A 25802-nucleotide genomic window follows, 5' to 3' on the forward strand; every position below is an offset into this window, starting at 1 on the left:
AGCCATCACCCTCCTCCGCCTGGCCTGAGGGGTGCCCTTCAGGCTAGGCGGCATTGGCCACTCGGGTGAAGCCCTGATCAGGTGCCCGTACGATCACCAGAGGGTGATCATCCCCGGGTGTGCTGACCGACCATCTGCACGTTGCCGGTGCCCTCGATGATTTCGCCGGCCTGCCACGCCTCGACACCACGGCCGGTCAGCGTGGCCAGCGCCCGGTCGGCGTCCTCGGCCGACACGATCGCGAACATGCCGACACCCATGTTGAAGGTGGACTCCATGTCCTGGTCGTCGATGCGACCCTTCGTCTGGATCAGATCGAAGATCGGCTGCGGCTTCCAGGTGGACCGGTTGACCACCGCGTCGACGTGCTCGGGCAGCACCCGGACCAGGTTGCCGGGGATGCCGCCGCCGGTGATGTGGGACAGCGCCCGCACCTCGGCCTCGGCGATCAGCTTCAGGCAGTCCTTGGCGTAGATCTTGGTGGGGGTGAGCAGCTCCTCCCCCAGGGTCCGCTGCCGACCGAAGTCGTCGATCACGATGTCCAGGCGCATCCGGGCCGCACCGAGGAGCACGTGCCGGACCAGCGAGTAACCGTTGGAGTGCAGGCCGGAGGAGCGCATGGCGATCACGACGTCGCCCACCTCGACCCGCTCCGGGCTGAGGATGTCCGCCTCCTCGACCACACCGACACCGGTCGCGGAGATGTCGTACTCGTCCGGGCGCAGCACGCCCGGGTGCTCGGCGGTCTCCCCGCCCAGCAACGCGCAGCCCGCGTACCGGCAGCCGTCGGCGATGCCCGCCCCGATCTCGGCGACCTTGTCCGGAACGACCTCGCCGGTGGCGATGTAGTCGAGCAGGAACAGCGGCTCGGCACCGCACGCCACCAGGTCGTCCACGACCATCGCCACCAGGTCGATGCCGACCGTGTCGTGGATGTCCATCTGCTGAGCGATCACCAGCTTGGTGCCCACCCCGTCGGTGGAGGACGCCAGGATCGGGTTCTTGTACTTCTTCGTGTCCAGCCGGAACAGGCCGGCGAAGCCGCCGAGGTCACCCAGCACCTCCGGCCGGCGGGTCTGTCGCACCTTCGACTTGAGCAACTCCACCGCGCGGTCCCCCGCGTCGATGGAGACCCCGGCATCGGCGTACGAGACCGAGCGTTTACGCGCCTGACGGCCAGCACCGCCCGTCCACGGCTGACGGTCGCCGCCGGCGCCGGTCGGGCTGCTTCCTGCGCCGCTGCGCTCGGACACGTGCGTCACGGTTCTCCCCTTTGGTTCTCGGTGCCGCCGGCGGTAGCCGGGCCGCGCCGGTTGGTGCTACGGGCGGTTTGCGGTAACGCCACCCGGAGTGGCGACGGACGAGCCGTTCACGTGCGAGCCTTCCAGCGCCGAGTTGGCGACGCGTCGGCCCACACCTTCGAGCACGTGCTTGCCGATCAGGTTGCCGGCCGGCAACTCGATCGGGTACTCCCCATCGAAACACGCCCGACACAACCGGGTCTTCGGCTGCTCGGTCGCGGCGATCAGGCCGGGAAGCGAAACGTAGCCCAGCGTGTCGGCGCCGATGGAGCGCCGGATGCCGTCGTTGTCCAACCCGTTGGCCAGCAGCTCTGCCCGGGTGGCGAAGTCGATGCCGTAGAAGCACGGCCAGCTGACCGGCGGGGAGGAGATCCGGACGTGCACCTCCAGCGCCCCCGCCTCGCGCAGCATCCGCACGATGGCGCGCTGGGTGTTGCCGCGAACGATCGAGTCGTCCACGACCACCAGGCGCTTGCCCCGGACGTTCTCCCGCAGCGGGTTGAGCTTGAGCCGGATGCCGAGCTGACGCAGGGTCTGCGAGGGCTGGATGAAGGTACGGCCGACGTACGGGTTCTTCATCAGGCCGGCGCCGTAGGTGATGCCGGACGCCTCCGCGTAGCCGATCGCGGCCGGAATGCCGGACTCCGGCACGCCGATGACGAGGTCCGCCTCGACCGGGTGCTCCTTGGCCAGCTGCCGACCGATCTGCACCCGCGTCGCGTGGACGTTGCGCCCGGCGATCGTGGCGTCCGGGCGGGCGATGTAGACGTACTCGAAGAGGCAGCCCTTCGGCTCCGGCGCGGCGAACCGGGTGGAGCGCAGGCCGTTCTCGTCGATCGCGATCAACTCACCCGGCTCGACCTCGCGCACCACGCTGGCACCGACGATGTCCAGTGCGGCGGTCTCGCTGGCCACCACCCAGCCACGCTCCAGGCGGCCGAGCACGAGCGGGCGGACACCGTGCGAATCGCGGGCCGCGTAGAGGGTCGTCTCGTCCATGAAGACGAAACTGAACGCGCCACGCAGCTGCGGCAGCACCTCCAGCGCCGCCGCCTCGACCGAGAGGTCCGGTCGACCGGCCAGCAGCATCGTCACCAGGGAGGTGTCGTTGGTCGAGCCGTCCGCGACGAGGCCGCGCTCGGCGACCTCCTTCTCCAGCTCGGCCGTGTTGACCAGGTTGCCGTTGTGGGCCAACGCGATGGTCGTGCCCGAGGTGGTGGAACGGATCGTCGGCTGGGCGTTCTCCCAGTTCGACGCGCCGGTGGTGGAGTAGCGGGCGTGCCCGATCGCCAGGTGGCCGCGCAGGCTCGCCAGGGTGGGCTCGTCGAAGACCTGGGCCACCAGGCCGAGGTCCTTGTAGACCACCACGCCGGAGCCATCGCTCACCGCGATGCCCGCCGCCTCCTGACCCCGGTGCTGCAGGGCGTAGAGGCCGAAGTAGGTCAGATTGGCAACCTCTTCGCCGGGGGCCCAGACGCCGAAGACGCCACAGGCATCCTGGGGGCCAGGTCGTTGGGGGTCAAGGTCGTGGCTCAGCCGGCCGTCGCCTCGGGGCACCTACCGCTCCCTCATGCTGGTCTGGACCGGCCGGGCGGGATCACGGGCGGATCCACACTTCTCTGCCGGGACCACTGTCGTCGCCTGACAGTGTACGCGAATCGCTGTCAGCACAGAAAGTCACGAATTCCGTGCGGAGAGTAACGCCACATGGGACGTCATGACAATTCGAGGGGCAGACACCCCGAGAGGTCCGCCCGGACACCGCTCATCTGGACGCGACCCTCGGTCACCGCCTCCGCCCAACCGATCCTCCCGGTCGCCAAGCGCAGCCAGGTGTCCGGCGCCATCTCGACCACGTTCGGCGGGTTTCCCCTGGTGTGTCGAGGTCCGGGTACGCACTGGATCGCCCCGTATGGTGGGACGCGCACCTCCACCGATCGGCCGGGGGCGCGCTCCGCGAGGACGGCCAACAACGACCGGACCGCCTCTCGGAAGACTGTCCGTTCGGGCGTACACCCCTCGTCGAGCGCCGACAATGCGGCAGTTACGGCAGCGGACTTACTGTGCGGAGAGGACACGACGGGACGATACGACCCGCAGGCCAACTACCCGACGCTGGCCCTGGGTCGCGCCGATCCAGTCGGACAAGGCATAGTTGCCGACGGCGTATTCGAACCGTGATGATCCCCGGCCCGGCGCCCCGCCGGTCAGAGGGAAGTCAGCCCGGAAGGCGGTGGACGTGTCAACACACCGACGTGCCTGGAAGCAGCGGGCCGGTGTGGTCGTAGCGCTGGTTGCCGGCGCTCTGCTCGCCGTCCCCGCCACACCAGCCCTCGCCGCAAGCGTCGAGGTCTCCCCGAACTCGGTGACCGTCAACGCCGGCAGCGACGCCACAGTCACCGTGCGCGTCACACCCGGTGACGGCGACCGCTCGGCGAAAATCAGCCTCTCCGGCCTTCCGTCGGGGACCAGCTGCGCCAGCGGTTGTGGCGAGATCCAGTTCCAGGGTCTGGGTAACCAGCCCAAGTCGCAACTCGTCCGCATCGCGGCCAACGACAACGCCGGCAACGGGAACGCCACCGTCACCGTGGCCGTCGAGGCCGATTCCGGCCCGAACACCGCGACCTTCGCGCTGACCGTCAAGGGCAAGGCCGCGCCGCCGCAGGCGCAGACCGTGCAGTCGGTCTCCGGCAAGGTGGTCGCGCAGGCCGACGGCAAGGCCGTGCCCAACGCGGTGGTCATGCTGCTGGACAGCGCCGGCAAGCGCTTCGACACCACCAGCGACGGCAGCGGCAACTTCCGCTTCACCGGCACCACGGGCAACCCGATCGCGCCGGGTCGACTCGATCTGGGTGCCAGCTTCGACAACGTGGTGGCCCGCAAGACCGTCAACGCCGCCGCCGGGCAGTCCCTCACCGGGCAACGGATCAGCCTCGCGATCAAGACCGAGGTGACGCCCAGCCCCACCCCGTCGGCCAGCGCGGACGCGACTCCCACCGAGGAAGTGGCCGAGGAGGGGACCGAGGAGGAGCCCACCGAGGAAGCCAGCCCCGGCGCCCCGGCGAACGCCTCGAACAACGAGGACAGCGGTGGCGGCGCGGGTTCGTACCTGATCATCCTGCTCGGCGGTCTCCTGGTGGCGGCCGGCGTCGGCACCATCGTGCTGCTCTGGATGAAGCGCAAGGAGAACGGCGGTGACGACGACGACGCGGTGCCGGCTGGCAGCGGCGGCCCGGTCCCGCCCGCGCGGGGCGGTTTCCGCGGTGCCGACGACCAGACCCGGGTGGTCGGTGGCCGACCCGGTGGCGGTGCGGATCCGACAATGGTCGGCGGCGCAGCGCTGAGCGAGGCACCCACGATGATGCACCGCCCGGTCGTCGACGACGTCCCGCCGGACCCGTACGGTGCGCCGGCGCAGGCGTACGGCGGCGCGGGCCAGCAGGGCTGGGGCGGCGCCGGTTACGGCGACGAGCCCGCCTCCGGTGGCTACGGCGCCGGCGGCTACGGCAACGCCCCCGCGTCGGGTGGCGGCTACGGCGCTGGCGCGGCCGGTGACGGCTACGGCGCCGCGCCTGGTTCCGGGGCCGGCTACGGTGGTGCGCCGACCTCCGGTGGCAGCTACGGCAACGACCCCGCCTCCGGTGGCGGCTACGGCAGCCGGGACTACACCGCCCAGGCCGGGGCGGCCGGCTACCCGCCGGCTCCCGCCGGTGGAGGGGCCTACGGGGAGCGCTACGACGAGCCGACCGGCCGTTACACGGGCGACAACACCCAGTACCCGGCACCGGCAGACCCCTACGCGACGGGCGTCTACCAGCCTGAGCAGGGGCAGGGCTACGGTCAGCCGGATTCGGCCCCGTACGGCGGACGGGCCACCGAGCCGACCGCCGGATACGGCGGACCGGCAGCCGGTGGCTACGACCAGGGTGGCTACGGACAGCCCGCCGGTGGCTACGACCAGGGCGGCTACGGGCAGGAGCCCTCGCAGCAGGGCGGCGGTTACGGGCAGGAGCCTCCGCAGCAGCGCGGCGGTTACGACGACCGGGGCTACGACCAGGGCAGCTACGGCCAGGAACCCCCGCAGCAGGGCGGCTACGGCCAACCGGCCGGTGGCTACGACCAGGGCGGCGGCTACGGGCAGGAGCCTCCGCAGCAGCGCGGCGGCTACGACGACCGGGGCTACGACCAGGGCGGCTACGGTCAACAATCGGCTGGCCGCGGCCGGCCGGACACCCCGCCGCCGACCGAGCGGGGCGGTCGACGCCTCGACTGGCTGGACGACTGAGCAACGACAGCACGCGAACGGCCACCCGGATCTCCGGGTGGCCGTTTCGTCTTTGGCGAGATCCACTCGCCTTCCCGGATGTCGGGGCATCCGACGGACCTGGACACCCCGACTTCACGAAAGTGGAGGCGGGCGGGGCGGACCCCGGGGTGCGTCGGGCAGGCCGCCGTCGGTCAGGCGGGGGAGAAGACGCCCTGGCGGAGCACCGGCACGACGTCCGACACGCCGATCCGAACGGCGACGTCCACGTCGGCGGCGAAGCCGCCTTCGGTCAGCTCGCGCCCGGAGACGCTGCCCCGAACGGCGGCGGACACGTCCGGAGTGCTCGCCAGCGCGGCGAGCGCCATGGCCGCCTCCACGGACAGCCCGCCCGGCACGCCGGAGAGGGCGTCCAGCACCGAGGCGGCACCGAGTTGATCCTCCACCGACGGACGCAACGACCCGTCCGGCCAGTGCTCCCCGGCAGCGATCACACCGATCGGGGCGTCCAGGGTGCCGTACCCCTGGCGGCGCAGCCAACGCCCGACGGCGCCGGCGTTGCGCAGGCACGCCGCGACCACCGGTAGGCCGGTGGCACTGGCGGCGGCGCTGATGGCCGAGCCGTTCGGCGAGGGGAGGACCAGGTCGGCCACCACCGGCGCGGCGCCCAGCGCGGCCGGCGAGAGCGACCACGGATGTGCCGCTGTCACCTGCCGTCGACCCACTGCGGCGACCGCGCCGACGCGTAGTGCGTACTCGGCGGCCTGCTCACCCCAGGGGAACGGGTGTACCCGCATGCCACGGGCGACCGCGACCTCCACCGAGGTGGTGAACGACAGGACGTCCACCACCACCAGCGCCGCACAGACCCGCCCGAGTTCGGCCGCACCGGTCAGGCCCCAGTCGAACCTGGCGCCCGAACCGGGTTGGCCGTAGACGGCGGCCGTCAACGCTTCAGCGCTCGTCAGGCGACGACTCGGTGGCACCGGTCTCCGAGTCGGTGGGCCCGTCGGAGGACTCCGACCCGACCGGTTCGACAGCGCCGGTCTCCGGGGAGGGGCCGGACGAAGCGATGGGCTCGGAGACCACCTCGGCCGGATCCACCGGTGCGGCCTCCGCGTCCGAGGTGACCGGCAGCGGTACGCCCTCGACCGCACCCGCCACACCGGCGGCCGGCGCGGGCACCTCAACAGCGGCCGAGCCCCCGAAGAGGCGCGGCAACGTCTCGGTGTGCGCGGCGCGCAGCTCGTCCAGGCCGATCCGGAACTGCCCGTGCACCTCGAGCGCGCCGCTGGACGGGTCGGTGACACCGATCAGCTCGAACGGCACGCCCCGCTCGGCGCAGAGCGCCGCGAACGCCTTGTCGTGGCCACGCGGCACCGACACCAGCGCCCGCGTGGCGGTCTCGCTGAACAGGTAGACGAACGGCATCGAACCCTCGGCGAACTGCTCCGGCACCGCGATCCGGGCACCGACGCCACGGCGAAGGCAGGACTCGACCAGGCTCTGAGCGAGACCACCGTCGGAGAGGTCGTGTGCCGAGCTGAGGTGCCCGACCCGGGCCGCCTCGGCCAGCAGGTCGGCGAGTGCCTTCTCGCGGAGCAGGTCGACCTGCGGCGGAATGCCACCGAGGTGCTCGTGCGTCACCCAGGCCCACTCCGAGCCGGACAGCTCCACGTTCGTCTCACCGAGCAGGTAGAGCTGGTCGTGGTCGCCACCGGCGCGCGGCACGAAGCCCATCGGCACCCGGTCGGCGACGTTGTCCAGCACACCCAGCACACCGACCACCGGGGTCGGGTGGATGGGCGCCGCGCCGGTCTGGTTGTAGAAGCTGACGTTGCCGCCGGTCACCGGGATGCCCAGCTCCAGGCAGCCGTCCGCGAGGCCGCGCACGGCCTCGGCGAACTGCCACATCACACCCGGGTCCTCGGGGGAGCCGAAGTTGAGGCAGTTGGTCACGGCGATCGGCTTCGCGCCGGTCACCGCCACGTTCCGGTACGCCTCGGCCAGGGCCAGCTTGGTGCCGTTGTACGGGTCCAGTCGGGCGTACCGGCCGTTGCCGTCCACCGACAGCGCCACACCCAACCCGGTGCGCTCGTCGATCCGGATCACGCCGCCGTCCTCCGGCTGGGCGAGCACTGTGTTGCCCAGCACGTAGCGGTCGTACTGCTCGGTGACCCAGGTCTTGTCGGCCAGGTTCGGCGACGCGATCATGCGCAGCACGGTCTCCCGCAGCGCCTCCGGGTCGGACGGCCGGGGCAGGGTCTCGGCCCGGTCGGCCTGGAGCAGGATCAGGTCGGCCGGCTCCCGCATCGGCCGGGCGTAGACCGGGCCGTCGTCGACGAGCGAACCCGGCGGTACGTCGACGACCAGGTGGTCCTGCCAGGTGATCAGCAGCCGACCCGGACGTCCGTCCGGCTCCGGTGCGGTGACCTCACCGATCGCGGTGGCGAGCACGCCCCACTTCTCGGCGGTCTTGAGCACCGCCTCCAGCTTGTCCGGCTCGACGACCAGCAGCATCCGCTCCTGCGACTCGCTGGCCAGGATCTCGTGCGGCTCCATCGAGGGCTCGCGCAGCGGCACCCGCTCCAGCCGGACCCGCATGCCGGTGCCGGCCGCGGCGGCGGTCTCGGTGAGGGCGCAGGTCAGGCCGGCGCCGCCGAGGTCCTGGATGCCGACGACCAGTTGGCCGTCGTACAGCTCGAGGCACGCCTCGATCAGCAGCTTCTCGGTGAACGGGTCGCCGACCTGCACGGCCGGGCGGCGCGCCTCGCTGCCCTCGTCGAAGGTGGCGCTGGCCAGCACCGACACGCCGCCGATGCCGTCGCGCCCGGTCTTGGCGCCCATCAGCACGACAACGTTGCCCGGGCCGGCGGCGGCCTTGTTCTGCAACCGGTCGACCGGCAGCACGCCCAGGCAGAGGGCGTTGAGCAGCGGGTTGCCCTGGTAGGAGGGGTCGAAGACCAACTCGCCACCGATGTTGGGCAGGCCGAGGCAGTTGCCGTAGCCGCCGACGCCGGCGACCACGCCGGTGAGGACCCGGGCGGTGTCCGGGTGGTCCGCGGCACCGAAACGCAGCGGGTCCATCACCGCGACCGGGCGGGCGCCCATGGCGAGGATGTCCCGGACGATGCCGCCGACGCCGGTCGCCGCGCCCTGGTACGGCTCGACGAAGCTCGGGTGGTTGTGCGACTCGACCTTGAAGGTCACCGCCAGCTCGTCGGAGATCTGCACGACACCGGCGTTCTCGCCGATGCCGGCGAGCAGCCGGTCGCTCTGCGGGGCCTTCTCACCGAACTGACGCAGGTGCACCTTGCTCGACTTGTACGAGCAGTGCTCGCTCCACATGATCGAGTACATGGCGAGCTCGGACTGCGTGGGCCGGCGGTCGAGGATCTGCCGGATCCGGTCGTACTCGTCGTCACGCAGGCCCAGCTCGGTGTAGGGCTGGAGCTCGCCCGGGGTGCCACCGGCGCGCGGCACGGTGTCCACGCTCTCGGTCCAGACGGCGGCGGCCGGCTGGGCGGGGGCGACGACCGCCGGGGCGACGGCCTGCGCCGGGCTCGGCTCGGCCGGTTGCGCCGGGGCGGAGTACGCCTCCGGGGTGTCCCGTACCGGGTCCGGATGGGTGGTCATGACCTCTCCTCGCTGCGCTCGTGCCCGCCGGAACGGCGGTTGAGCAGACCGATGATCGTGACGCTGGTCACCGCGGCGCTCCACGCACTCACGCGGGCGCCCCGACCAGGTGCTTGAGGACCGACGTGAAGAAGCCGAGGCCGTCCAGCGAAGGGCCGGTCAGCGCCTCCACCGCGTGCTCGGGGTGCGGCATGATGCCGACCACGTTGCCGGCGGCGTTGGTGATCGCGGCGATGTCCCGCAGAGAACCGTTCGGGTTGCCGCCGACGTAGCGGGCGACCACCCGGCCCTCGGCCTCGAGCTGGTCCAGGGTCGCGGTGTCCGCGACGTAGCAGCCCTCACCGTTCTTGACCGGGACGAGCACCTCCTGGCCGGGCTGGAACGCGTTGGTCCACGCCGTGGTGGCGGACTCGACGCGCAGGACCTGGTCCCGGTTGCGGAAGTGCAGGTGCTGGTTGCGCGTGAGCGCGCCGGGCAGCAGGTGCGCCTCGCAGAGGATCTGGAAGCCGTTGCAGATGCCGAGCACGGGCAGACCACCCTGGGCGGCGTCCACGATCGTCTCCATCACCGGGGCGAACCTGGCGATGGCGCCGCAGCGCAGGTAGTCACCGTAGGAGAAGCCGCCGGGCAGCACGACAGCGTCCACCCCGTGCAGGTCCGCGTCGCCGTGCCAGAGCCGGACCGGCTCCGCGCCGGCGATCCGGACGGCCCGGGCCGCGTCCCCGTCGTCGAGCGAGCCGGGGAAGGTGACCACGCCGACCCGGGCGGTCACGAGCGGGCGTCCGCGGTCTCGTCGGCCTCGACCAGGCGGACGGTGAAGTCCTCGATGACCGGGTTGGCGAGCAACTTGTCGGCAATCTCCCGAGCGCGGTCCAGGTCCGGTTCACCGGTGAACTCGATCTCGATGCGCCTGCCGATCCGGACCGAGGCGACATCACCGACGCCGAGCCGGGGCAGCGCGTTTGCGACGGCCTGGCCCTGCGGATCGAGGATCTCGGGCTTGAGCATGACGTCGACGACGACGCGAGGCACTGGGCACTCCTGACTGTGTACGCAGTTGGGTGCCGACCCACATGGGGCGAGCGCAGCCAGCGTACCTGGCAGATACGGCCGCGGACGCACCGGCCGGGTGGAGTTCAAGCAGTGATCGACATTGCCCGCGCTCACGGCGGCCCGACAGGCGGGGCAGGTGGCCTCAGCAGGGCATATACGGCGTGACGGGAGGCCGAATCGTTACATTGAGTAACCTCGATCACATCCTTGATAACGATCGGTCCGGGCCCTACTGTACATCGACGTAAGTCGATTTCGGTGTCGGCGGGGACCTCCCACCGGCACCCATCCGCACCCGGCGACCCCGGGTCCGCCCCGTCCAAGGAGTCCACCCGATGCGCATCCGCCCCCTGCTCGCCGCCGTCAGCATCGCGTTGGTCGGCGCCCTCGGTGCCGCCTCCGGCGCGTCCGCCGCCCCGCCCGGCCCGCAACCCATCATCGGTGGCACCACCGTCTCGTCGGCGCCCTGGGCCGCCGCGGTGCTCAGCAACGGCTCGTTCACCTGCTCCGGCAGCGTCATCGCCTCGCAGTGGGTGCTCACCGCCCGGCACTGCATCAACGGCGCCATGTCCGTTCGGATCGGCAGCGTGAACCGCACCTCCGGCGGGGTCACCCGTACGGTCAGCGCCACCTACACCCGCAGTGACCTGGCGCTCATGCGGCTCTCCAGCGCCGTCACCACCTCGACGGTGACCCTGGCCAACAGCAACCCGCCGATCAACTCGACGAACTCGATCTACGGGTGGGGCATGACCTGTTACAGCGGCTGCTCGGCGTCGACCCAGCTGAAGACCGCCACCGTACGGGTGACCAGCAACAGCGTCACCGACGCGTACGGCGGGCAGGCGATCCGCAGCACCGAGATCAGCGGCAACGCCTGGCGGGGCGACTCGGGCGGCCCGCAGTTCTACAACGGCCAGCAGGTCGGCGTCGCCTCCACGGCCGACGGCTACAGCATCCAGAACTACGGCAGTGTCGCGTACAACCGGGCCTGGATCACCTCGGTGGCCGGTGTCTGACGGTTACCACCCGGAGCGTCGCGGATGGTCGGCCGCGTGCCGGCCGTCCGCGCCGCGCCGTTTTGCAGCATCCGATCAGGTGAACAATGCGCCCGATCGGGTCGGGCCCCTGCTGACAGCATCGGAAACGTGCTGGTCGTGACGACGGAGCAACTGCCCGGCTACGAGATCCGCCAGATTCTCGGTGAGGTGGTGTCATCGATGGCCAGGACGCGCAACCCGTACCGCGAGGGGGTCAAGAACCTGCGCGGTGGCGCGTACGACCCGATGGCCCCGGACAACCTGACCCGGTGGCGCACCGACTCGGTGTCCCGACTCGGCGAGGAGGCCCTGCGCCTCGGCGCGAACGCCGTGATCGGCATGCGGTTCGACAGCCGGGACTGCGGTGAGATGTGGATGGAGATCTGCGCGTACGGCACGGCGGTGATCGCCGTACCCGTCATACCCGAGGTCATGCCGGCCGACCAGCCGGCGGTCGCCGCGGAGACCGCCACCGACCCGGCCTTCGCCGAGTCCCTCGGCGGCATCGCCGAACCGGCCAGCGCCCCCACCCTGAGAACAGCAGCAGAAACCCCCACGGGCGAGTAAGCCCCCACCCCACCCGGCCCCGCCCCACCCTGTTGATCAAGAGGTTTCGGTCACCAGGGAGATCGAACGTGACGCAAACCTCTTGATCAACAGGGTGGGGGCGGGGTTAGAGGATGGGGGGTGGGCTGTAGGTGGCGGCTTCGGGGTGGGTCTCCACCACCTTGGTGATGCGCTTGGTTACCGCTGCCACCTGGGACTGGGCGGCGCCCACGAAGGCGCTGCGGTCGGCGACCAGGGTGTCGATGTCGGCGCGGGACAGGCCGAGCCGACCGTCCGCCGCCAACCTGTCGAACAGGTCGTTCTCCGGGGAGCCCTTCTCGCGCATCGCCAGCGCCACCGCGACCGCGTGCTCCTTGATCACCTCGTGGGCGACCTCCCGGCCCACGCCGCGCCGGACCGCCGCCACGAGGATCTTGGTGGTGGCCAGGAACGGCAGGAACCGCTCCAACTCCCGGTTGATCACCGCCGGGTACGCGCCGAACTCGTCGAGCACGGTGAGGAACGTCTGGAACAGCCCGTCGGCGGCGAAGAACGCGTCCGGCAGGGCGACCCGACGGACCACCGAGCAGGACACGTCCCCCTCGTTCCACTGGTCGCCGGCCAGCTCGCCGACCATCGACAGGTAACCCCGGATGATCACGGCGAAGCCGTTCACCCGCTCCGACGAGCGCGTGTTCATCTTGTGCGGCATCGCGCTGGAGCCGACCTGACCCGGCTTGAAGCCCTCGGTCGCCAACTCCTGGCCGACCATCAACCGGATCGTGGTGGCCAACGACGACGGCGCCGCGGCGGTCTGCGCCAGCGCGGCCAGCACGTCGAAGTCGAGCGAGCGCGGGTACACCTGCCCGACGCTGTCCAGCACCCGGGAGAAGCCCAGGTGCTCAGCGACCCGCCGCTCCAGCTCAGCCACCTTGTCGGCGTCCCCGTCGAAGAGGTCCAACTGGTCGGCGGCCGTGCCGACCGGGCCCTTGATCCCCCGCAACGGGTACCGGGCGATCAGCTCCTCCAGCCGCTCGTACGCGATCAGCAGCTCCTCGGCCGCCGACGCGAAGCGCTTGCCCAGCGTGGTGGCCTGCGCCGCCACGTTGTGCGAGCGGCCGGTCATGACCAGCTCGGAGTGCTCGTACGCCAGGAAGGCGAGGCGGGCCAGGGTGGCCACCACGCGGTCCCGGATCAGCTCCAGCGAGGCACGCACCTGGAGCTGCTCGACGTTCTCGGTCAGATCCCGGGAGGTCATGCCCTTGTGCACGTGCTCGTGCCCGGCGAGCGCGCTGAACTCCTCGATCCGGGCCTTCACGTCGTGCCGGGTGACCCGCTCCCGCTCCGCGATCGAGGCGAGGTCGACCTGGTCGAGCACCCGCTCGTACGCCTCGACCACGCCGTCCGGCACCGCGACACCCAGGTCACGCTGGGCGCGGAGCACGGCGAGCCAGAGCCGCCGCTCCATCCGGACCTTCTCCTCCGGAGACCAGAGGGCGACCAGTTCGGGCGAGGCGTACCGGTTGGCGAGCACGTTCGGGATCGTCGTCACGTACCTCATTGTCCCGCACCCGCTGGTAGGCGCCGTGAGTGGGCCAGGTCGTCAGGGTGATCGACACGAGTTCGGCGATGTGGGGGTGTCCCGGGCGTCCGGATACCCCCACATCGGCGATCTCGCGAGACCGCCTCCTCGCGAGGAGGCGGTCTCGCCAGGCTCAGCGCTCCAGGATCGCCGTCACGCCCTGGCCGCCGGCCGCGCAGATGGAGATCAGCCCGCGTCCGCTGCCCTTCTCGGCCAGCAGCTTGGCCAGGGTCGCCACGATCCGCCCGCCGGTGGCGGCGAACGGGTGCCCGGCGGCCAGCGACGAGCCGTTCACGTTGAGCCGGTCGGTGTCGATCGCGCCGAGCGGCGCGTCCAGGCCGAGCCGGTCCTTGCAGAACTCCGGCGACTCCCAGGCGGCCAGGGTGGCCAGCACCTGCGAGGCGAACGCCTCGTGGATCTCGTAGTAGTCGAAATCCTGCAACGTCAGCCCGGCCCGGGCGAGCATCCGGGGCACCGCGTACGCGGGGGCCATCAGCAGCCCTTCGTCGCCGTGCACGAAGTCCACCGCCGCCGTCTCCGACCAGCTGAACCAGGCCAGCACGGGCAGGTTGTGCGCGGCGGCCCACTCCTCGCTGGCCAGCAGCACCGTGGACGCGCCGTCGGTGAGCGGTGACGAGTTGCCGGCGGTCATGGTGGCCTGCTCGGCGTCCGGGCCACGGGTGCCGAAGACGGGCTTGAGCGAGCCGAGCTTCTCCACGCTGGTGTCCGGGCGCAGGTTCTGGTCGCGGGTCAGCCCGAGGTAGGGCGTCATCAGGTCGTCGAAGAAGCCCCTGTCGTACGCGGCGGCGAGGCGCTGGTGCGACCGCAGTGCCAGCTCGTCCTGGGATCGCCTGTCGATCTGCCAGCGCAGCGCGGTGCGGGCGGCGTGGTCACCCATGGACAGGCCGGTACGCGGCTCGGCGTTGCGCGGGAGGTCGGGCTTGAACGGCTGGAGCGGACGCAGCTTCGCGGCGATCTTCAACCGCTCGCCGAGGGTGCGGGCGCTGTTGAGCTTGAGCAGGGTGCGGCGCATCTCCTCGTTGACCGCGAGCGGTGCGTCGGAGGTGGTGTCGACACCTCCGGCGATACCGACGTCGAGTTGCCCGAGGGCGATCTTGTTGGCGACCAGGATCGCCGCTTCCAGGCCGGTGCCGCAGGCCTGCTGGAGGTCGTAGGCGGGGGTGTGCGGGTCGAGCCGGGACCCGAGGACCACCTCGCGGGCGAGGTTGAAGTCGCGCGAGTGCTTGAGCACCGCCCCGGCCACCACCTCACCGACCCGCTGCCCGGCCAGCCCGTACCGGGCGATCAGGCCGTCCAGCGCCGCGCCGAGCAGGTCGGCGTTGGACGCGTCCGCGTAGCGGGAGTTGGAACGGGCGAAGGGGATGCGGTTGCCCCCGATGACCGCGACCCTCCGGATGCTCTGCACGATCCGCCTCCTCGCGAAAGTGTTGCTCGAACCCTACTCGCCAGTAGGCTACGCCCATGACCGACAGGTACGCGAGCTTCGTCCAATCGGCCGCCGGCCGCGCGGTGGTCAAGCGCCTCGGACTTCCCGATCCGCCTCGACTGCGCCGGCACCACCTCGGCGACCCGTTGCTGCCCGGGCCGGCTCTGCTCGGCACGGCCACCGGTGGGCGACTCGCCGAGCCGGTCGGCACGATCCTGACGGCCGCCGGGGTCGAGCTGCGCGACGCCACCGACGCCGGACCCCAGGACCGCTTCGGCGCCCTGGTGTACGACGCCAGCGGCATCACCGACTCCACCCAGCTCCGCCAGCTCTACGACTTCTTCCACCCGCACGCCCGGGCCGTGCTGCCCAGCGGCCGGGTGATCCTGCTGGGCACCCCGCCGGACGAGTGCCCGACGCCCCGCGAGGCGACCGCCCAGCGCGCCCTGGAAGGGCTGGTCCGCAGCATCGGCAAGGAGTTCGGTCGGGGCACCACCGCCCAGCTCGTCCACGTGACCCGGGCCGCCGGGGACGGCGTTCTCACCAGCCTCGAATCGACTCTCCGGTTCCTGCTCTCCGGGCGGTCCGCGTACGTCTCGGGTCAGGTGATCCGCGTCGGGGCCGGCGAGGCGAGCGTCCCGGCCGACTGGGACCGCCCACTGGACGGGCAGGTGGTGCTGGTCACCGGTGCCGCCCGGGGGATCGGTGCGGCGCTGGCGAAGGTGCTCGCCCGCGACGGCGCACAGGTGGTCGCTCTGGACATCCCCGCCGCCGGGGACGCGCTCGCGGCGGTGGCGAACGACATCGGCGGCACCGCCGTACAGCTCGACCTGACCGCACCGGACGCGCCGACCCGGCTCGCCGACCACCTGGCCAGCCGGCACGGCCGGGTCGACGTGGTGGTGCACAACGCCGGCATCACCCGGGACAAGACGCTCGGCCGGATGGACGCCGACCGGTGGGACCAGGTCCTCGACGTCAACCTGTCCAGCCAGGAACGGATCAACGACGTGCTGCTGGAGCGCGGGCTGATCCCGACCGGCGGGCGAATTGTGTCGGTCTCCTCGATCGCCGGGATCGCCGGCAACCGGGGTCAGACCAACTACGCCACCAGCAAGGCCGGCGTGATCGGGCTGGTCGACTCGCTCGCCCCGACCCTGCGGGAGCGGGGCATCAGCGTCAACGCGGTGGCCCCCGGCTTCATCGAGACCCGGCTGACCGCGCGTATCCCGCTGGTGGTCCGCGAGGCGGGCCGGCGGATGAACAGCCTGGCCCAGGGCGGGCTGCCGGTGGACGTGGCCGAGACGATCGGCTGGTTGGCCTGGCCGGCGAGCGGCGCGGTCAGCGGAAACGTGGTCCGGGTGTGCGGCCAGAGCCTGCTGGGGGCGTGATGCGGGGCAGGCGAGAGCCGGACGACGACCTGTCCCTGCACGAGCTGATCGACGGCCCGACCGAGGCGCTGACCGCGGAGACCCTGGCTGCGGCTCTCGAACCCACGTCGGGCAGCCGCACCCGGATCGACCTGCCCCGGATGCCGGCCGTCGGGGCGTTGAACCGACGGGCGTTGCTCGGCGCGCTACCGGGCCCCCGCGGCGGGCGGCGCGGGAGCGGCCTGCCGACGGTCGAGCTGGCCGTCAGCGGAGTGACCGTCGACCGGGCACGCTTGGCCGACTACGACCGGGTCTGCGGGTTCCGGCTCAGCGATCGGCTGCCGGGGACCTTCCCGCACGTCCTGGGCTTCCCGCTGAGCCTGCGGGTGATGACCCTGCCGGCGTTCCCGCTCCCGCTCACCGGCCTGGTGCACGTCGGCAACCGGATCACCGTGCACCGCCCGACCACCGCCGACGAGAAGCTCGACTTCATCGCGTACGCCGAGAACCTGCGCCCGCACGACCGGGGGCGGCAGGTGGACGTGGTGCTGGTCGGCTCGATCGACGGCGAGAAGGTCTGGGAGGGTGTCTCGACGTACCTGGGTCGGGAACGCAAGCCCGGCGGCGGCGACCGGGGTGGACGGCCCGACGCGCCGGTCGGCACGGCCCGCTGGCGGGTGGAGCCGCGCGTCGGCACGGAGTACGCGCGGGTGTCCGGCGACCACAACCCGATCCACACCTCCCGGCTCGGTGCGCGGCTGTTCGGCTTCCACCGACCGATCGCGCACGGCATGTGGAGCAAGGCGCGCTGCCTGGCCGCGTTGGAGAACCGACTGCCGGACTCCTACGCCGTCGAGGTCGCCTTCAAGCTGCCGGTGCCACTGCCGAGCACTGTGAACTTCGCCCTGCTGCCGGACGGCGGGTTCGCCCTGCACGACTCGCGCGGCCGACCGCACCTGGCGGGCTCCGTGCGACCGCACCCGGCGGGCTCCGTGCGACCGCACCCGGCGGTCTGATGCGCTGACCCGCCCCTGCTGAGCAGTTCGGGCTTGGCAGGGGCGTTCCCATGCGCTAGGTTGTTCTCACATAGAGATGTTCTCACAGTGAGAGAGATGCCGTGGACGAGCAGGAGTTCCTGGACGCGTACGACCCCCGGGCCTATCCGGCGGTCGCGGTGACCGTCGACGTGGTCGCATTCACCATCCGCGACGACGCGCTGCACCTGCTGCTGATCCGACGCGGTCAGGCACCCTTCGAGGGCCACTGGGCGCTGCCCGGCGGCTTCGTCCACCCCGACGAGGACCTGACCACCGGCGCCCGACGCGAGCTGGCCGAGGAGACCGGGCTCGGTGGCGACGGGCTGCGCCGCGTACACCTGGAGCAGTTGGGCAGCTACGGCGATCCCGACCGTGACCCGCGGATGCGCATCGTCTCGATCGCCCACCTCGCGTTCGCCCCCGACCTGCCCGACCCGGCCCCCGGCACCGACGCCGACGCCGCGATCTGGCTGCCGGTGACCGCGCTGAGCAGCCGCCAGCTCGCCTTCGACCACGGCCGGATCATCGACGACGCGCTGGAGCGGGCCCGGTCCAAGCTGGAGTACACCCCGCTCGCCACCCGCTTCCTCCCCACCGAGTTCACCATCGGCGAGCTGCGCGCCGTCTACGAGACGGTCTGGGGTCACCCCCTGCACGCCGGCAACTTCCACCGCAAGGTGCTGTCCGTGCCGGGCTTCGTGGAGAGCACCGGCGCCAGCACCGAGCGCGGCGGCAGTCGGGGCGGCCCGCGCGCCCGGCTCTACCGGGCCGGCGACGCCCGCCTGCTGCACCCGGCGCTGCTGCGCCCGGCCCGTGAGGAGACGGTGCGATGAGGACGGCGGAGGCCATCGGCCTGGTCGCGGCGGCCCGCACCGACGCCGACCTGTTCGGCGCGGACCAGCCGGCCCGGCGTTACCGCGAGCTGGTCGCGGCCCTGCACCCCGACCACCTGCCGGCCGACCCGGCGGTACGCGCCGAAGCCACCGAGGCGTTCATCCACGTCACCACCCGGTGGCGGGCTCGGCAGGTGACAGTCCTCGGCGACTACCGGCTCGGCGCGCCGGCCCACTCCGGTGACCTGGCCGACCTCTACGACGTGGGCGACGACCGGCTGCTCAAGCTCCCCCGGCGGCCCACCGACAACGACCTGATGACCCGCGAGGCACACGCCCTGCGCACCATCGCCGAACGCGGCGACCCGCGCTACCTGCCGTACGTGCCCCGACTGGTGGACGAGTTCCGGCACCGCGACGCCGCGACCGGCGCGGAACGACGGATCAACGTGCTGGCCACCGCACCCGGGTTGCACGACCTCGACGAGGTGCGGCGCGCGTACCCCGACGGGTTGGACGCCCGGGACGTGGCCTGGATGTGGCGGCGGCTGCTGGTGGCGCTCGGCCTGGCCCACCGGGCCGGCGTGGTGCACGGCGCGGTACTGCCGCGACACGTGCTGATCGAGCCGGACGCCCACGGCGTGGTGCTCGTCGACTGGTGCTTCTCGGCCCCCGTCGGCGGCACCGTCCCGGCGGTCCTACCCGGCCACGGCTGGGACCCGGAGGAGGTCGTCACGAAGCAGCCCTGCGGCCCGGGCACCGACATCGCCATGGCCAGTCACTGCATGAGCTGGCTGATGGGGCCACGCGCACCCCGGGAGCTGGACGCCTTCGCGCGGGGCTGCCGACAACGGTCGCTGGACGCCCGGCCCGACGACGCCTGGCGTCTGCTCCGCGAACTCGACCAGGTGCTGGACCGGCTCTACGGGCCCCGCACCTTCCGACCCTTCACCCTCACCCCCTAAGGAGCTGTCATGGGCAGTGGAATCTGGTCCACCGACGTGTACGACGCCGCCGACCGCTACCGCCGGTCCACCGGCAGGAGTGCCTTCTCCTACAGCGACAGCGGGGCGCGCACCGTGCACCCCGCGCTCGACCCCCGCGACGCGACCCGCGAGAGCCGCGACTCCGACGAGCACCCCCGGTCGACGCCCGTCGCGGTGCTCTTCGACGTGACCGGCTCGATGCGTACGGTGCCGCGCGTCCTGCAGACCAAGCTGCCGCAGCTGCTCGGGCTGCTGCAACGGCAGGGCTACGCCAGCGACCCACAGATCATGTTCGGCGCGATCGGCGACGCGACCTGCGACCGGGTGCCGTTGCAGGTGGGCCAGTTCGAGTCGGACAACCGGATGGACGACGACCTCGGCCGGGTCGTCCTCGAAGGCGGTGGCGGCGGTCAGATGAGCGAGTCGTACGAGCTGGCCATGTACTTCATGGCCCGGCACACCGTCACCGACAGCTGGGAGAAGCGCGGCCGGCGCGGTTACCTGTTCATCATCGGCGACGAGCTGGCGTACCAGCAGGTGAAGGCCCGGGAGGTGGCCCGCCTGATCGGCGACGACCTGGCCGAGGACGTGCCGCTGCGGCAGATCGTGGCCGAGGTGACAGGCCGCTGGGACACGTACTACCTGCTCCCCGCCGGCAGCCACTACGCCGGCAACGCCACGGTGCTGGACTTCTGGCGGGACCTGCTCGGGCAGAACGCCGTTGTGCTCGACGACCTGGACGCGGTGTGCGAGACCATCGCGCTCACCATCGGCCTCGGTGAAGAGGCCATCGACCTGGACGCAGGATTGCGTGACCTGGACCGCGCCGGCTCCGGCGCGACCGGCACCGTGTCGAAGGCGCTGGCCCGCCTCGGTCGGGGACGGCGGGCCGAGGTGTCGACGCTTCCGGCGTTCCGCGACACCGCAGGTGGGGTGACCCGGCTGTGAAGCACGTGGCGGTGGTCGACCTCGGCTACGGCGACGCCGGCAAGGGCACGGTGGTGGACTGGCTCTGCGCCACCCGCCCAGTGCACACGGTGGTCCGCTTCAACGGGGGCGCGCAGGCGGCACACAACGTCGTGCTGCGCGACGGGCGGCACCACACGTTCGCGCAGTTCGGCGCCGGCACGTTCCACAGCGGGGTCGGCACGCACCTGTCCCGGCACGTGGTGGTGGACCCGCTGGCCCTGGCCGCCGAGGCCGACCATCTCGCCACGGTGGGGGTGCACGACGCGCTCGACCGACTCACCGTCGACGGGGAGGCGCTGCTCGCCACCCCGTACCACCGGGCCGCCAACCGGGCCCGGGAGATCGCCCGGGGAGCCGACCGGCACGGCTCCTGCGGGCTGGGGGTGGGCGAGGCCGTCGCGTACGGTCTCGCCCACCCGGACGACGCGCCCCGGGTCGCCGACTGCCACGACCCAGCGCTGCTGCGCCGCCGGCTGACCGTCCTGCGGGACCGGCTGACCGCCGAACTCGGCCCGCTGGACGCGCCGCCGGTCGAGGACTGCCTGCCCGCGTACACCGGGTTCGCCGGGCGGGTCGCGATCGTCGACCGGAGTTGGCTCGCCGGTGCGCTGCGCTCCGGGACCTGCGTCTTCGAGGGCGCGCAGGGGGTGCTGCTGGACGAGTGGCACGGCTTCCACCCGTACACGACGTGGAGCACCACCACGTTCGCCAACGCCGACAGTCTGCTCGCCGAGGCGGGCCTGCCCGGTGACGTGACCCGGGTCGGGGTGCTGCGGGTGGTCACCACCCGGCACGGGGCCGGCCCGCTGGTGACCGAGGACCCGGCGCTGCCGTTCACCGACCGGCACAACGCCACGAACCCCTGGCAGGGCCGTTTCCGGTTCGGCCACTTCGACGCTGTCGCCCACCGGTACGCCCTCGCGGCGGCCGGCGGGGTCGACGGCCTGGCGTTGACCCACCTCGACCTGGCCGATCCTGACCTGCGGTTCTGCCGGCGCTACGACACCACCGACCACCTCACCCCCGGCCCACCCGGTGACCTGGGCCGGCAGGCCGCGCTCACCGCCCGTCTGCTGCGTTCCCGCCCGGTCTACGACGACCCGCCGACGGACTGGGCGGAGGCGGTCGGCGCGGAGCTGGGCGCGCCCGTGGTGCTGACCTCGCACGGCCCCACCGCCGACGACAAGACCGCGCACGGTCCGCTGCTGACCCCACCGGCGCTGATCGGCGCCGGCTGAGGCGTCTTCTGCCGACTCGGCCACCGGGCGGCCCCCACCCGGCAAGCATGGGGGCATGGACGCCCTGCTCGACCTCCTCCGTGGGACGGTCACATCGCCGTGGGTGTACCTGGTGATCTTCGGGCTCACCGCGATCGACGCGTTCTTCCCCGCGGTGCCGGGCGAGGCCGCGGTGATCACCGCAGGGGTGCTGTCCGCCAGCAGCGGTCACCCCAGCCTGACCCTGGTGATCGTCAGCGCCGCCGTCGGCGCGCTGGTCGGCGACCACATCTCCTACGCGATCGGTCGGGGCGGCGGCGCGCACCGGCTGGCCCGCCTACCGGACGGCAGCCGGCGGCGGGCCGGCTCCGACTGGGCCCGCCGGGCCGTGGACCGGCGGGGCGGCATCATCCTGACCACCAGCCGGTACGTGCCGGGCGGTCGAACGGCGGTCACCCTCACCATGGGCGCGGTGCGCTATCCCCGCCGGTCATTCCTGCTGTACGACAGCATCGCGGCGGTCACCTGGGCGCTGTACTGCGGGCTGCTCGGATACTTCGGCGGGCTGGCCTTCGAGCGCGATCCCGTGAAGGGCGTACTGGTCGGAGTGGGGGTCTCGCTGGTCGTCACGTTCGGTCTGGAGGGGGTCCGCTGGCTGCGCCGCCGGGCCCACCGCCACGCCGCCTCCCGCCGCTGACGCGGTCTTCAGTTACCGGCCTTCCGGTTGCGGTCGCCCAGAAAGACGTCACAGCAGGTCGGCGTCGTGCACCAGGATCGCCAGCTGCACCCGGTTGCCCGCCTGCAGCTTCGCCAGCGCCCGGCTGACGTGCGCCTTCACGGTGGCCTCGCTCATCGTCAACCGCCGGGCGATCTCCGCGTTGCCGTGCCCACGCGCCACCTCCCGAACGATCTCCAACTCCCGCGCGGTGAGCGGTGCGAGCCGCCGGCGAGCCGCGTCCCGCCGCGCCGGGCCACGATCGGCGAACGAGCTGATCAGCCGCCGGGTCACGGTCGGGGCGAGCATCGCGTGCCCGGCCGCCACCGTCCGAACGGCGGCGGCCAACTCGCGGGGCGGGGTGTCCTTGAGCAGGAACCCGACAGCGCCGGCCCGCAGCGCCCGGTGCACGTACTCGTCGAGGTCGAAGGTGGTCAACATGATCACTTTCGCGCCGGCGGCGACCACCTCCGGCGCGACGGTCAGCCCGTCGACGCCCGGCATCCGCACGTCGAGCAGCACCACGTCGGGGCGTAACCGGTGGGTCTGCTCCAACGCGTCGGCGCCGTCCGCCGCCTCGCCGACCACTGTGACGTCCTCGGACGCCTCCAGGATCAACCGCAGCCCGGCGCGGACGAGCTGCTCGTCGTCGACCACCAGCACCCGGATCACGTCGCGCCCTCCAGCGGGATCAGGGCCCGGACCAGGAAACCGCCGTCCGCCGGCGTCGCCTCCAGCCGACCGCCGAGCAGCTCCACCCGCTCGCGCAGCCCGAGCAACCCCTGCCCGGCGCCGGGCAGCGCCGACCCGCTCTCGGACGGGCCGTTGCGGACCAGCACCTCCAGCCCGTCGGGCAGGTAGCGCAGGCGAACGACAGTCTCGGCGTCGGCCGCGTGTTTGCGCACGTTCGTCAACGCCTCGCGGACCACCCGGTACGCGGTCCGCCCCAACGTCGCCGGTAGTGCGGTCGGCTCGCCCTCGTCCTGCCGGGACACTCGGAGCCCTGCGGTGCGGGACTCCCCGATCAGCTCGTCCAGCGCGTCGAGCCCTCGCTCCGGCACCACTGCCGCCTCGGCCTGTCGGAGCACACCCAGCACCTCGCGCAGGTCGGTGAGCGCCTGCCGGCCGGTCGTCCGGATCAGCGCGGCGGCCTCGACGGTTGCCGGGTCCGCGGCGGTCACCTCCAGGGCACCGGCGTGCACCACCATCAACGAGACCCGGTGTGCCACCACGTCGTGCATCTCCCGGGCGATCCTGGTCCGCTCCTCGGCGCGGACCCGGTCGGCGTGGGCCTCCCGCTCGCGTTCCAACCGTTCGGCCCGGTCCCGCAGAGCGGCGAGTGTGTCCCGGCGCGCCCGCACCCACAGGCCGAGGACCAACGGAAGTCCGACCAGGCAGGCGGCGAGCAGCAGCACGTTGCCAGTGGTGGCGGTGGTGATCCGGCGTACGCCGCCCACCTGCACCCCAATGACGACCCCACCGGCGAGCACCACGGCAGCCCCGGCGAGGTAGATGGCGAGTCGCCGCCCCCGTAGCCGCAGACCAGCCTGGTACGAGGCGACCACCCCGGCCGCCGCGGCGGCGAGCACCAGCCAGCCCAGCGCCGCAGCCAGGAACACGGGCCAGCGGCGGGTCCGGATCGTGCCGGCGGCCCAACCCGAGAACACCGCGAGCAGCAGCACCACCGCGCCCGACAGCGGCGAGCGGACACCGATGTCGCCTGTCGCGCTGGCCCAGACGGCGGCGGCCACCACGACAGCGAGCAGCAGCACCCCGTAGCGTTGGACGAACCGCCGAGGAGCGGAGTTGCTGGGGGCCACGCAGCGAGCGTAGGGCTTTACGAGCGAACCCGGCCGCCTCTCGCCGTCGGACCGGGGTGTGGTGGGGGAAGACCCCTATCTGCCATCCGGGCCGGTCACTACCTAAGTAGTGCCGCCCATCTGACCACTGGCCGATGGCAGGCGCCGCCGCGCGCACCAGCATCAGGATCATGGATCTGTTGGACCTGCTGCACGACACGATGTCCTCGCCCTGGGTGTACCTGGCGATCTTCGCCATCGCGGTGCTCGACGGCTTCTTTCCGGTGGTGCCGAGCGAGACGGCGGTGATCACGGCCGGGGTGTTCGCCGCCTCGGGCGCGCCGTACCTGCCCGCGGTCATAGTGGTGGCCGCCGCCGGAGCGCTCGTCGGCGACCACGTCTCGTACGCCATCGGTCGAAGTGGTGGCGCACGACTGCTCGATCGGCTGCCGCCCGGCGGCCGTCGCCGGAGGGCGACCGACTGGGCCCGCCGGGGGATCGCGACGCGCGGTGGCCTGATCCTCACCGTGGCCCGCTACGTGCCGGGCGGTCGGACCGCTGTCACCCTCACCATGGGTGCGGTGCACTTTCCCCGGCGTCGGTTCCTGGCCTTCGACGCGCTGGCCGCCGGCTCGTGGGGGCTCTACTCGGCGCTGGTCGGCTACATCGGCGGGCTGGCGTTCGAGCAGGACCCGCTCCGCGGTCTGCTGCTCGGTCTGGGCCTCGCCCTGACGGTGACGGTGGTCGTCGAGGTGGTCCGCTGGCTCGCCAACCGTCGCCGATCCGCACGGCAGGCACCCGCGCCCGAGCCGGTGGGCCGGACCCCGGTGCGGTGACGCCGGGGAGTCAGTGCGTCGGCGGACGCCAGGTCACCCCGTGCAGGAGTTGGGCCGCACCGAGCCAGGCCACGTTCATCATCCGGGTGGCCGTCTTCTCCGGGTCGGCCTCCGGGTGATCGGCGAGCCAGTCGGCCAGCGACTCGGTCGCACCGACCAGAGCGTATGCGACGACCTCCAGGTCGGTGGGCGCGATCTCGCGGCCCTCGGCGCGGAGCGCGTGGTCGAACATCCCGGCGACCACCTCGACCAACCGGGTACGCATGGTGGCCAACTCACCGGCGAACGGCTGCTCGCCCCGGGCCTGCCGGTAGAGCACCGCCCATCCGTCGCGGTATGCGCCGACGAAGCCGAAGAAGGCCCGCAGCCCACGCCAGAGTCGCTCGTCGGCCGGCAGGTCGGGGGCCGCCGCACCGGCGATGGCCTGCATCATCCGGGTGCCCTCCCGGTGCAGGCAGGCGACGAAGAGTTCCTCTTTGGTGCCGAGGTACGCGTACACCATGGGTTTGGAGATGCCGGCGTCCTCCGCGATCTCGTCCATGCTGGCGGCGTGGAAGCCGCGCCGGGAGAAGACCTTCACGGCCGCATCGAGCATCTGCTGCTCGCGGACGGCGCGTGGCAGGCGCTTGAAGGCGGGAGGCGTGGACACCTTGCGAGCATACCTACTCGTGCGTAGGGTTACGCGCGAGTAGCCAATTCTTCCGGAAGGCGCACCTGATGACTGACTTCGACCCGGCCACCTTCGCCAACGTGGGCCCCAAGGAGTTCGCCCAGCTGGTCAAGTCCACGCCGGACGACAAGATCGCCCAGGTGATGTCCGGTGACCTGCGCGGCAAGATCCTCGGTGAGGTGTTCAACCGGATGCCGTCGCTGTTCCGCGCGGACCGGGCCGGCTCCACCAACGCGGTCATCCACTGGGTCGTCACCGGCCGCCCGGACGGCGGCAGCGACACCTACGAGGTGGTCATCGCCGACGGCACGTGCGTGGTGAACGAGACTCCGCAGCACGACCCGAAGCTGAGCCTGACCATGGGCCCGGTCGAGTTCCTGAAGATCGTCTCCGGTGGCGCGAACCCGGTGATGATGTTCATGACCGGCAAGCTGAAGGCGAAGGGCGACCTCGGCCTCGCCGCCAACATCGCCAACCTGTTCGACATCCCCAAGGCCTGAC

24 protein-coding genes are annotated in these 25802 nt (G+C 72.0%); 12 read left to right on the forward strand and 12 right to left on the reverse strand.

The window, feature by feature from the left end; translation table 11 throughout:
• Positions 1–107: 107 nt before the first annotated feature.
• From purM to GA0070612_RS05230, 3 genes are all read right to left on the reverse strand, one after another.
• The gene (purM, locus tag GA0070612_RS05220; RefSeq protein ID WP_088986889.1) at positions 108–1262 is read right to left on the reverse strand and encodes a phosphoribosylformylglycinamidine cyclo-ligase; all 1155 of its coding nucleotides are present in this window, start codon (positions 1260–1262) and stop codon (positions 108–110) included.
• 57 nt (positions 1263–1319) lie between these two features.
• Positions 1320–2858, reverse strand: coding sequence for an amidophosphoribosyltransferase (gene purF, locus GA0070612_RS05225; protein WP_088986890.1), 1539 nt, complete (start codon positions 2856–2858; stop codon positions 1320–1322).
• A 158-nt stretch (positions 2859–3016) separates the two neighbouring features.
• Positions 3017–3379 carry a sterol carrier family protein gene (locus tag GA0070612_RS05230; RefSeq protein ID WP_088986891.1) on the reverse strand — a complete coding sequence of 121 codons (363 nt, stop codon included), beginning with the start codon at positions 3377–3379 and terminating at the stop codon, positions 3017–3019.
• Between the two features lie 161 nt (positions 3380–3540).
• Between GA0070612_RS05230 and GA0070612_RS05235 the strand changes: the two genes are divergently transcribed.
• On the forward strand, positions 3541–5586 hold the full coding sequence (locus tag GA0070612_RS05235; RefSeq protein ID WP_088991281.1) for a carboxypeptidase-like regulatory domain-containing protein: 2046 nt from the start codon (positions 3541–3543) through the stop codon (positions 5584–5586).
• Positions 5587–5759: 173 nt separating this feature from the next.
• Here GA0070612_RS05235 and GA0070612_RS05240 read toward each other — a convergent pair whose 3' ends face one another.
• From GA0070612_RS05240 to purS, 4 genes are all read right to left on the reverse strand, one after another.
• On the reverse strand, positions 5760–6515 hold the full coding sequence (locus GA0070612_RS05240; protein WP_088986892.1) for a 2-phosphosulfolactate phosphatase: 756 nt from the start codon (positions 6513–6515) through the stop codon (positions 5760–5762).
• Positions 6516–6519: 4 nt separating this feature from the next.
• Complete coding sequence (purL, locus tag GA0070612_RS05245) at positions 6520–9201, reverse strand: phosphoribosylformylglycinamidine synthase subunit PurL (RefSeq protein ID WP_088986893.1); 2682 nt, start codon at positions 9199–9201, stop codon at positions 6520–6522.
• An 88-nt stretch (positions 9202–9289) separates the two neighbouring features.
• A complete protein-coding gene (gene purQ / locus GA0070612_RS05250; RefSeq protein ID WP_088986894.1) occupies positions 9290–9973 on the reverse strand; it encodes a phosphoribosylformylglycinamidine synthase subunit PurQ in 684 nt (227 codons plus the stop codon).
• Entirely contained in the window at positions 9970–10233 is a 264-nt protein-coding gene (gene purS, locus GA0070612_RS05255; RefSeq protein ID WP_030491392.1) for a phosphoribosylformylglycinamidine synthase subunit PurS, read from the reverse strand. The genes purQ and purS overlap by 4 nt, the downstream gene beginning before the upstream one ends.
• 356 nt (positions 10234–10589) lie before the next feature.
• On the opposite strand from purS, the gene GA0070612_RS05260 reads away from it, so the two are divergent.
• Positions 10590–11273 carry a S1 family peptidase gene (locus GA0070612_RS05260; RefSeq protein WP_088986895.1) on the forward strand — a complete coding sequence of 228 codons (684 nt, stop codon included), beginning with the start codon at positions 10590–10592 and terminating at the stop codon, positions 11271–11273.
• 24 nt (positions 11274–11297) lie between these two features.
• Positions 11298–11861 carry a YbjQ family protein gene (locus tag GA0070612_RS05265; RefSeq protein ID WP_088986896.1) on the forward strand — a complete coding sequence of 188 codons (564 nt, stop codon included), beginning with the start codon at positions 11298–11300 and terminating at the stop codon, positions 11859–11861.
• Between the two features lie 106 nt (positions 11862–11967).
• Here GA0070612_RS05265 and purB read toward each other — a convergent pair whose 3' ends face one another.
• Both purB and GA0070612_RS05275 read right to left on the reverse strand, forming a co-directional pair.
• Positions 11968–13392 carry an adenylosuccinate lyase gene (gene purB, locus GA0070612_RS05270; protein ID WP_088986897.1) on the reverse strand — a complete coding sequence of 475 codons (1425 nt, stop codon included), beginning with the start codon at positions 13390–13392 and terminating at the stop codon, positions 11968–11970.
• A 163-nt stretch (positions 13393–13555) separates the two neighbouring features.
• Positions 13556–14848: an acetyl-CoA C-acetyltransferase gene (locus GA0070612_RS05275; protein ID WP_088986898.1), complete on the reverse strand. Its 1293-nt coding sequence runs from the start codon at positions 14846–14848 to the stop codon at positions 13556–13558.
• A gap of 56 nt (positions 14849–14904) precedes the next feature.
• Between GA0070612_RS05275 and GA0070612_RS05280 the strand changes: the two genes are divergently transcribed.
• From GA0070612_RS05280 to GA0070612_RS05310, 7 genes are all read left to right on the forward strand, one after another.
• On the forward strand, positions 14905–16260 hold the full coding sequence (locus GA0070612_RS05280; RefSeq protein ID WP_088986899.1) for a 3-oxoacyl-ACP reductase: 1356 nt from the start codon (positions 14905–14907) through the stop codon (positions 16258–16260).
• Between the two features lie 140 nt (positions 16261–16400).
• Complete coding sequence (locus GA0070612_RS05285; protein WP_231924596.1) at positions 16401–17255, forward strand: MaoC family dehydratase; 855 nt, start codon at positions 16401–16403, stop codon at positions 17253–17255.
• A 101-nt stretch (positions 17256–17356) separates the two neighbouring features.
• Positions 17357–18109 (forward strand): NUDIX hydrolase, encoded by a 753-nt coding sequence (locus GA0070612_RS05290; protein ID WP_088986900.1) that lies wholly within the window; start codon positions 17357–17359, stop codon positions 18107–18109.
• Entirely contained in the window at positions 18106–19074 is a 969-nt protein-coding gene (locus GA0070612_RS05295; RefSeq protein WP_088986901.1) for a BUD32 family EKC/KEOPS complex subunit, read from the forward strand. Before GA0070612_RS05290 ends, GA0070612_RS05295 begins: the two co-directional genes overlap by 4 nt.
• A 9-nt stretch (positions 19075–19083) precedes the next feature.
• Positions 19084–20043 (forward strand): hypothetical protein, encoded by a 960-nt coding sequence (locus GA0070612_RS05300; RefSeq protein WP_088986902.1) that lies wholly within the window; start codon positions 19084–19086, stop codon positions 20041–20043.
• Positions 20040–21302: an adenylosuccinate synthetase gene (locus GA0070612_RS05305; RefSeq protein ID WP_088986903.1), complete on the forward strand. Its 1263-nt coding sequence runs from the start codon at positions 20040–20042 to the stop codon at positions 21300–21302. The genes GA0070612_RS05300 and GA0070612_RS05305 overlap by 4 nt, the downstream gene beginning before the upstream one ends.
• A gap of 55 nt (positions 21303–21357) precedes the next feature.
• The gene (locus GA0070612_RS05310; RefSeq protein WP_088986904.1) at positions 21358–21978 is read left to right on the forward strand and encodes a DedA family protein; all 621 of its coding nucleotides are present in this window, start codon (positions 21358–21360) and stop codon (positions 21976–21978) included.
• Between the two features lie 48 nt (positions 21979–22026).
• Here GA0070612_RS05310 and GA0070612_RS05315 read toward each other — a convergent pair whose 3' ends face one another.
• Together GA0070612_RS05315 and GA0070612_RS05320 are read right to left on the reverse strand one after the other, a co-directional pair.
• Positions 22027–22668, reverse strand: coding sequence for a response regulator (locus tag GA0070612_RS05315; RefSeq protein ID WP_088986905.1), 642 nt, complete (start codon positions 22666–22668; stop codon positions 22027–22029).
• Positions 22665–23816 carry a sensor histidine kinase gene (locus GA0070612_RS05320; RefSeq protein WP_197699308.1) on the reverse strand — a complete coding sequence of 384 codons (1152 nt, stop codon included), beginning with the start codon at positions 23814–23816 and terminating at the stop codon, positions 22665–22667. Before GA0070612_RS05320 ends, GA0070612_RS05315 begins: the two co-directional genes overlap by 4 nt.
• Positions 23817–23983: 167 nt before the next feature.
• Here GA0070612_RS05320 and GA0070612_RS05325 point away from each other — a divergent pair, with 167 nt between their 5' ends.
• Positions 23984–24631: a DedA family protein gene (locus tag GA0070612_RS05325; RefSeq protein WP_088991283.1), complete on the forward strand. Its 648-nt coding sequence runs from the start codon at positions 23984–23986 to the stop codon at positions 24629–24631.
• Between the two features lie 10 nt (positions 24632–24641).
• On the opposite strand, the gene GA0070612_RS05330 is transcribed toward GA0070612_RS05325, so the two are convergent.
• On the reverse strand, positions 24642–25280 hold the full coding sequence (locus tag GA0070612_RS05330) for a TetR/AcrR family transcriptional regulator (protein WP_088986907.1): 639 nt from the start codon (positions 25278–25280) through the stop codon (positions 24642–24644).
• A gap of 68 nt (positions 25281–25348) precedes the next feature.
• Between GA0070612_RS05330 and GA0070612_RS05335 the strand changes: the two genes are divergently transcribed.
• The gene (locus GA0070612_RS05335; protein ID WP_088986908.1) at positions 25349–25801 is read left to right on the forward strand and encodes an SCP2 sterol-binding domain-containing protein; all 453 of its coding nucleotides are present in this window, start codon (positions 25349–25351) and stop codon (positions 25799–25801) included.
• Position 25802 lies beyond the last annotated feature (1 nt).

The organism is Micromonospora chokoriensis, from assembly GCF_900091505.1.
GTDB classification, from domain to species: Bacteria; Actinomycetota; Actinomycetes; order Mycobacteriales; family Micromonosporaceae; genus Micromonospora; species Micromonospora chokoriensis.

Coding starts and splice junctions, on each gene's coding strand:
- purL (WP_088986893.1), bottom strand. CDS start 9,201: ATGACCACCCATCCGGACCCGGTACGGGACACCCCGGAGGCGTACTCC.
- GA0070612_RS05260 (WP_088986895.1), top strand. CDS start 10,590: ATGCGCATCCGCCCCCTGCTCGCCGCCGTCAGCATCGCGTTGGTCGGC.
- GA0070612_RS05265 (WP_088986896.1), top strand. CDS start 11,298: ATGGTCGGCCGCGTGCCGGCCGTCCGCGCCGCGCCGTTTTGCAGCATC.
- GA0070612_RS05280 (WP_088986899.1), top strand. CDS start 14,905: ATGACCGACAGGTACGCGAGCTTCGTCCAATCGGCCGCCGGCCGCGCG.
- GA0070612_RS05285 (WP_231924596.1), top strand. CDS start 16,401: ATGCCGGCCGTCGGGGCGTTGAACCGACGGGCGTTGCTCGGCGCGCTA.
- GA0070612_RS05295 (WP_088986901.1), top strand. CDS start 18,106: ATGAGGACGGCGGAGGCCATCGGCCTGGTCGCGGCGGCCCGCACCGAC.
- GA0070612_RS05300 (WP_088986902.1), top strand. CDS start 19,084: ATGGGCAGTGGAATCTGGTCCACCGACGTGTACGACGCCGCCGACCGC.
- GA0070612_RS05310 (WP_088986904.1), top strand. CDS start 21,358: ATGGACGCCCTGCTCGACCTCCTCCGTGGGACGGTCACATCGCCGTGG.
- GA0070612_RS05335 (WP_088986908.1), top strand. CDS start 25,349: ATGACTGACTTCGACCCGGCCACCTTCGCCAACGTGGGCCCCAAGGAG.